We start from the raw sequence: 5,731 nt of genomic DNA, 5'->3' as shown, positions 1-5,731 counted from the left end.
AAACTCGATCCACGCGGTGCATTCGTGCGTCAAGTACGCAGCGGGAGCAGTCCCTGAAGCGCGTCGACCAGTTTTGATGGAAATCAGCTTGCGAGTGAACCGAGTGAGACGGTTGAGTCGAATTGACACCGCCCGATGCGCTGAAGAGACTCCCAAGCCATGGTTAAATTGCCTGGACACCGACCCTGAGAGGAATCATGCGAAGCACTTTACCGTTCCTGCTGTTGCTATGCGCCATGTCAGTTACTTTGCCCGCGTCGGCTGATGGTGGCGGTTCCGGGCTCACGCGCCAATACCAAACGCTGTTGTCGCGGATGCCCCCCGGCGAGGCGCAGATCGGTGTGACCCTGTACCCGGGCACCGTGCTGCGGGTCAACCAATCAGCCCAACTCATGGCGGCCAACTTTCCGGCGGAGAACAAGTCCGGCCGGTCACCGGCCGTATATGCCTTGGAGACTTTCGTTCCCAGCAGGAACTATGCCGAGATCGTGGCGTACTACAGCCGCTACGCTCGGCCGGGTACGACGCCGCAGGAGAAGGGGCATGGCACGCACTCGTTGCGCACGGAGATCGAGTTGGCTGTGCCGGATGCGATCAGGCAACGCATCGTGGTGGCGCCCTCGTTCACCGGATTGGGATGCACTACGTCCTGGAACGAGGACTACAGTGCCCGCTGCGTGACGGTCTACATCCTCAGCCGTGGATCAGCCAACCGGGCTGTGCCGTAATTTTGGGGTCCGAGGCGGGATGGCACGCCCATAGACGGTCGGTTGGTGCGGCTGGCGGGGATCGAACCCACGACCCTTGGCTTCGGAGGCCAATACTCTATCCACTGAGCTACAGCCGCATCGCTGGCGAAGTGCGCGATTGTAGGCGGTTTCGCATGGGCGACTTGTATCTATACTCGCCATCTTTATTTGCCCTTCCCACCCATTTCCCAAAGACCACCATGAGCAATTCAAACCACGCACCCGGACATGATGCACACGCGGCACCAGGGCAGAGTCTTTCGAAAAAAATTGTTTCGGTTGTGGTTTTGCTCGGTTTGCCCTTGGTCGTGGTCCTTGGCTTGATCAGTGCCTACAAGTCACAGGACCGGGCAGCCCCCGCCTCAATGAGTGAGGAAGCGGTGATGGCGCGCATCCAGAAAGTCGGTGCCTTGTCTTTGGGTCAGGCGCAAGTGGCGCTGCGCACTGGCGAAGAGGTTTACAAATTGCAATGCAGTACCTGCCATGCCGCTGGTTTGCTGGGGGCGCCCAAGTTGGCTGATGCATCAGCCTGGGGTCCTCGCGTCAAGAATGGCTACGACGCGTTGCTGGCGTCGGCAATGAAAGGCAAAGGCAGCATGACGCCACAAGCGGGCGGGGCGTTTACCGACTACGAGATCAGCCGTGCTGTGGTGTACCTGGCCAATGCCGGAGGTGCCAAATTTGCCGAACCCAAAGCCCCGGCCAATGCTGCTGCCTCTGCACCTGCCAAAGCTGCGGCTCCTGCAAGCAAATAAGCCTCTAGCGCTTATTTGATATGGTTTTTGTGCTACACATTATTTAGCGAAGTTGGACTCTTCTGGTAAGCGAACTGCTTTGCCAGATCTTCCCGATGGAGTTCCTGCAGGGGCCAGTCACCGCGCTCGAGTGCGTCGGCAGCCAGACCGACGTCCTGACTGTGCACCAGGCCAAAACCCAGGTCTGAGTCCAGATAGAGGTAGCCGTGCTGGTCCAGCCAGGCGGCGTGAACCGTGGCATCGCGCCCGATATGGTCACGCACCTGCAGATCAGGCTGGACGCGCCAGACCAGCGGTGTGGCCTCAAGTTCCACGTACACCCGCTGTGGTCCGTTCTGAAAAAACCATTGTCCAAGCGCATCACAACTGTAGTTTCGGCCGATAAAGTCAATCAGCTTGCCATGTTGCAACAAGGCACCTTTGCTGCCGGGCACACCGCTATCAAATGCACCCAGGGCCTGTGCCCGGTCGTCCCGCATGTACCAGTTGCCGCGGGCATCCAACCCCAGCCAGCCGAAACAGGCCGGCACATGGGGCCATTTGGCCATGGCCTGCTTGACGATGTCATCCATGACTCAGCAACCATTGACCGACTGCGTCTGGCAAAGTGTTCGCTCGGGCCGGGCCTGCTGCCGCGAAGCCGACGTGCCCACCGTGATGCGGCTGCCAAAGCGTCACGCATGGGCCTACCTGCGTGGCGCTGGGCAGACTGGCGGCCGGTACAAAGGGATCGTTGAGCGCATTCACCACCAGCGCCGGGACGCGAATCCGGGCCAGTCCCGGTTTGGCTGACGCACGCAACCAGTAGTCGCGCGTGTTCTTGAAGCCGTGCAGCGGCGCGGTAAAGATGTTGTCAAACTCAAACAGGTCACGCGCTGCTTGCATCGCCGGAGCACTGAACAAACCAGGGTGCTGGGCGAGTTTGCGCAGGGCCTTGGGCTTCATGCTGGCCAGGAACATGCGGGTGTAAACCTGCCGGTTGAAGCCTCGACCCATGGCATGGCCACTGGCACTGAGGTCAAGCGGTGCACAAATGCTGGCCAGAGCCGACACCACCTGGCGCGCAACGTCGCCCATTTCCTGCGCCCAACGCAACAGGGCATTGCCGCCCAAGGAGACACCGAGGACCAGCATGGGTCCGGAATGTCGCTGTTGGAGCCGCCGCAAAATCCAGTCGATCTCTTCAAAGTCACCCGAGTGATAGGCACGCGGTGCCAGATTGATTTCGCCGCTGCAGCCACGAAAATGCGGCACCACAAAATGCAGCCCATGCTGGCGGGCAAACTCAGCGAACCCCAGCGCATAATGGCTTCGGGAAGACCCCTCCAGGCCATGAAACAAAACCAGCAGGGGTTGGCCCGGCGCGCCGGGTAGCCAGTCCAGATCGATAAAGTCATGATCTGGCGTTGCCCAGCGTTCTCTCTGGTACGAAATACCCAGCATGTGACCGAAACGACGTCCTTGGCGGCCATACAGTGCCGGCCAGATCGTCTGCACATGGCCCCCTGGCAGCCAGTATGGAGCAACATATTTCATAGCAATAAATGCTTGAAGAGTATGCGCTAGAGGCCAATTTAATGCAAAACTACGGGCATTTCGCCAACGTCTTGCGCCTCGGTATCATCACCGGCGCTGGCGTGATGCGCCACCATGCGCCAGCCTTGAGCGGTTTTGAAATACACGTTGGTTGCCAATACAAAGGCCTTGACCGGGCCTTCAGAGGTCAACACCTCAATACACTCGCGCACGCTGTGAACGGCACAGGACAGGCTGTCGATTTTGCGGACTGATTCAAGGCGGATACGCAAACTGCCGTTGGTGAACATCTGTTCATATGCAGACCGTATGGCACCCAACCCAACCCATCTACCACCACCTGGGTGCACACACACTACCTCGTCTTCATCAGCCCAGCAGGCCATCAGCCGGTCAAGATCGGCCGCGAGCAACGCCTCGTAAAAACCAGCCTCGATATCCTCGACGGAGGCACCGACTGCACTGGCCAGAGACTTGGATTTGGACATTTTATGGAACCCGGCTCAACCGGGTTTTGACCCTCGTCGGTGCAATACCCGCCCGCAGCCCTGACGTGACAGGGCACCGTTCAGACGTGGTGGGCAACGCTACTACTTGGTCGGGGCTGGCACAGCTTCGAGCACCTCGACATCGACGCGGCGATTTTTGGCACGACCTTCTTTGGTCGCGTTGTCAGCGACAGGCTGAAGCTCGCCCATGCCGCTGGCCTGGACCTTGTCGCCATCAATGCCCTGTTTGATCAAATAAGACTTGACTGCCTCGGCGCGTGCTCGAGAAAGTTTCTCGTTGTAGGCCTCAGAGCCCATGGAGTCAGTGTGCCCGACCGCGCTGACCTTGTCGATCTGCATGGTCTTGAGGCGCGCAGAGAACTTGGACAGGCTGTCAATGCCTTCCATCTTCAGATCTGATTTGTCAAAGTCAAACAGGGCGTCGGCTGACAAGCGCACCTTGGTAACCACCGGCCTGATCGGTGCCACGACAGCAGCACGTGCGACGGGTGGCAACACGGCCTCTGCCTTGATGCGCTCCAGACTGTCAACCTGCACGTCCTCCAGTGGGCATAGTTCGGACGGATCAATGCGGTCACGCTCTTGCCCTGCCTCTTGCGCGCTGGGAATATCCTCACGACTGACACCCATGGTATTGACCAGACGCCCCATACCGGCGAGCGTGCGGGCTTGCGCAATCGCCTGGTTGTGACGCGAGTTGATGTAGGAGCGGGTGGCCTCAAAAAACTCGTTTTGACTGTCAAGCATGTCAAGCAGCGTTCTCTGGCCAATATCGAACTGCTGGCGATAGGCTTCCAGTGACTTCTCGGTCGCCAGGCGGTGTGTTTCCTGGTAGCGCTGCTGTGAAGCAATGCTTTGCACGTCGCTGTAGGCAATGGACAAGGTCTGGCGCACATCGCGGCAGGCCTTGATCTGCAGGTCGTGTGCCTGTTCGGCCTCTTCTACCGCCTTGCGCTCCAGCGCCTTGTCAGCACCACCGCGGTAAAGGTTATAGGAAAGGGTCAGCTGAATGCCCTTGTCATTGGTGACGCCAGAAACATCGCCACCATGGGCCTGCTCGCGGGACTGATACAGACGCAAATCCAGGCGCGGCAAAAAGAATGCCTTGCGGGATTCAATGCCTTTGCGGTAAGCGAGCGTGTTCTCAACGGCCGCATTCAGGGTGGGGCTACCTTGCAGGCCTTCATCCATCAGCACCTGGACGGTGGGTGGCATCACCCCCAGCACAAAAGGCTCGGGCAAGGTGGGCAAAGAGACCGGTGGTTTTTCACCCACCACGCGCAAATAGCGGGCGCTTACGTCATGCAAATTGGCAAGTTCCACGACCAGATTGAACTCTGACAGAGCCAAACGGCCATTGGCCTGTTCCACGTCAACACCTTTACCGACACCAGACTTGGCACGCTCCTGCACCAGTTGTGCCGAGCGTTTGTGTTCAATGTAATTTTGTGTGGCGGCGTCGACCAGTTCGCGATAACGCAAAACATCAATATAGGCACGCATGGCCTCCAGGGTGATGTTTTCGGCAATTTCGCGCAGCTCGTAGTAACGGGTGAGTTTGGCCAAACCCAGACGCTTGCTCTCGTTGGCCGTGAACATGCCGTCATACAGCATCTGATCCAGCGTAAGCTCGGCCGCATTGAAGTTGAATGTGCCGTAATTGGCCGTTGGCGTTTTGAGATTGCGCATGCCAATCGTGCCAACAAAATCAATCTTAGGGAAAAAGCCACTGCGCGCATACTGGCGCTCGCTTTCGGAGGCTTTGAAACCGTTCCAGCGCGCCTGCACCTCCGGGTTGGTCAGTACCGCGGTACGGGCAGCCGCGACCATTTGACCGGGCAAACCATTCGTCGCCTGCTGTGCGTGGGCGCAACCAAACGCTGCGAAAAGTGTGACAGCCAATGCTGTCTTACGCATAGATAGAACCACAACACCTCCACGAATGTAACAAGAACTGCGAATGTAACTTGATTGTTTCGTTTTGGCATCCGGGCCGCGCACCAAACACATAACAAGCGGGCCTTAGCAGCAAGTTACGTTGCGCCAGCGCGACAATGTCATTGCGAGCGCAGTTGTTCATCGTATATAAGCGTTGCACCATGCGTGGTGCAACGACGAGTTGCCGTCCGGCAAAGGCAGAAAAGGAAGAACCCGACAAGACGGGCTCTTCTCTTTCACTTGC

The 5,731-nt window shown here is 58.3% G+C and carries 7 protein-coding genes and 1 tRNA gene; 2 read left to right on the top strand and 6 right to left on the bottom strand.

The genetic code is table 11. The annotated features are described in order from the left end of the window. Positions 1-197: 197 nt before the first annotated feature. Entirely contained in the window at positions 198-728 is a 531-nt protein-coding gene (locus KBF66_RS18630) for a hypothetical protein (RefSeq protein WP_296661097.1), read from the top strand. Positions 729-771: 43 nt separating this feature from the next. Here the strand turns inward: KBF66_RS18630 and KBF66_RS18625 are convergent. Beyond that, positions 772-847, bottom strand: a tRNA-Arg gene (locus KBF66_RS18625). Positions 848-949: 102 nt separating this feature from the next. Between KBF66_RS18625 and KBF66_RS18620 the strand changes: the two genes are divergently transcribed. Then, positions 950-1,504: a c-type cytochrome gene (locus KBF66_RS18620; RefSeq protein WP_296661095.1), complete on the top strand. Its 555-nt coding sequence runs from the start codon at positions 950-952 to the stop codon at positions 1,502-1,504. Between the two features lie 32 nt (positions 1,505-1,536). Here the strand turns inward: KBF66_RS18620 and KBF66_RS18615 are convergent, their stop codons facing one another. The 5 genes from KBF66_RS18615 to KBF66_RS18595 all read right to left on the bottom strand — a co-directional run. Beyond that, positions 1,537-2,076: a DUF2946 family protein gene (locus tag KBF66_RS18615; RefSeq protein ID WP_296661093.1), complete on the bottom strand. Its 540-nt coding sequence runs from the start codon at positions 2,074-2,076 to the stop codon at positions 1,537-1,539. After that, positions 2,069-3,040 carry an alpha/beta fold hydrolase gene (locus KBF66_RS18610; RefSeq protein WP_296661091.1) on the bottom strand — a complete coding sequence of 324 codons (972 nt, stop codon included), beginning with the start codon at positions 3,038-3,040 and terminating at the stop codon, positions 2,069-2,071. Before KBF66_RS18610 ends, KBF66_RS18615 begins: the two co-directional genes overlap by 8 nt. Positions 3,041-3,078: 38 nt before the next feature. Next, entirely contained in the window at positions 3,079-3,528 is a 450-nt protein-coding gene (locus KBF66_RS18605; RefSeq protein ID WP_296661089.1) for a nuclear transport factor 2 family protein, read from the bottom strand. Between the two features lie 102 nt (positions 3,529-3,630). Beyond that, positions 3,631-5,466, bottom strand: a complete 1,836-nt coding sequence (locus KBF66_RS18600) for a TolC family outer membrane protein (protein ID WP_296661087.1) — start codon at positions 5,464-5,466, stop codon at positions 3,631-3,633. Beyond that, positions 5,459-5,731 (bottom strand): hypothetical protein (locus KBF66_RS18595; protein ID WP_296661084.1); only part of this gene is annotated, 273 nt, incomplete at its 5' end. The genes KBF66_RS18600 and KBF66_RS18595, both read right to left, overlap by 8 nt.

It is taken from the genome of Rhodoferax sp. (genome assembly GCF_018063565.1).
In the GTDB taxonomy this organism is placed as follows: Bacteria; Pseudomonadota; Gammaproteobacteria; order Burkholderiales; family Burkholderiaceae_C; genus Rhodoferax.
This window is presented reverse-complemented; position numbering and strand designations above follow the sequence as displayed.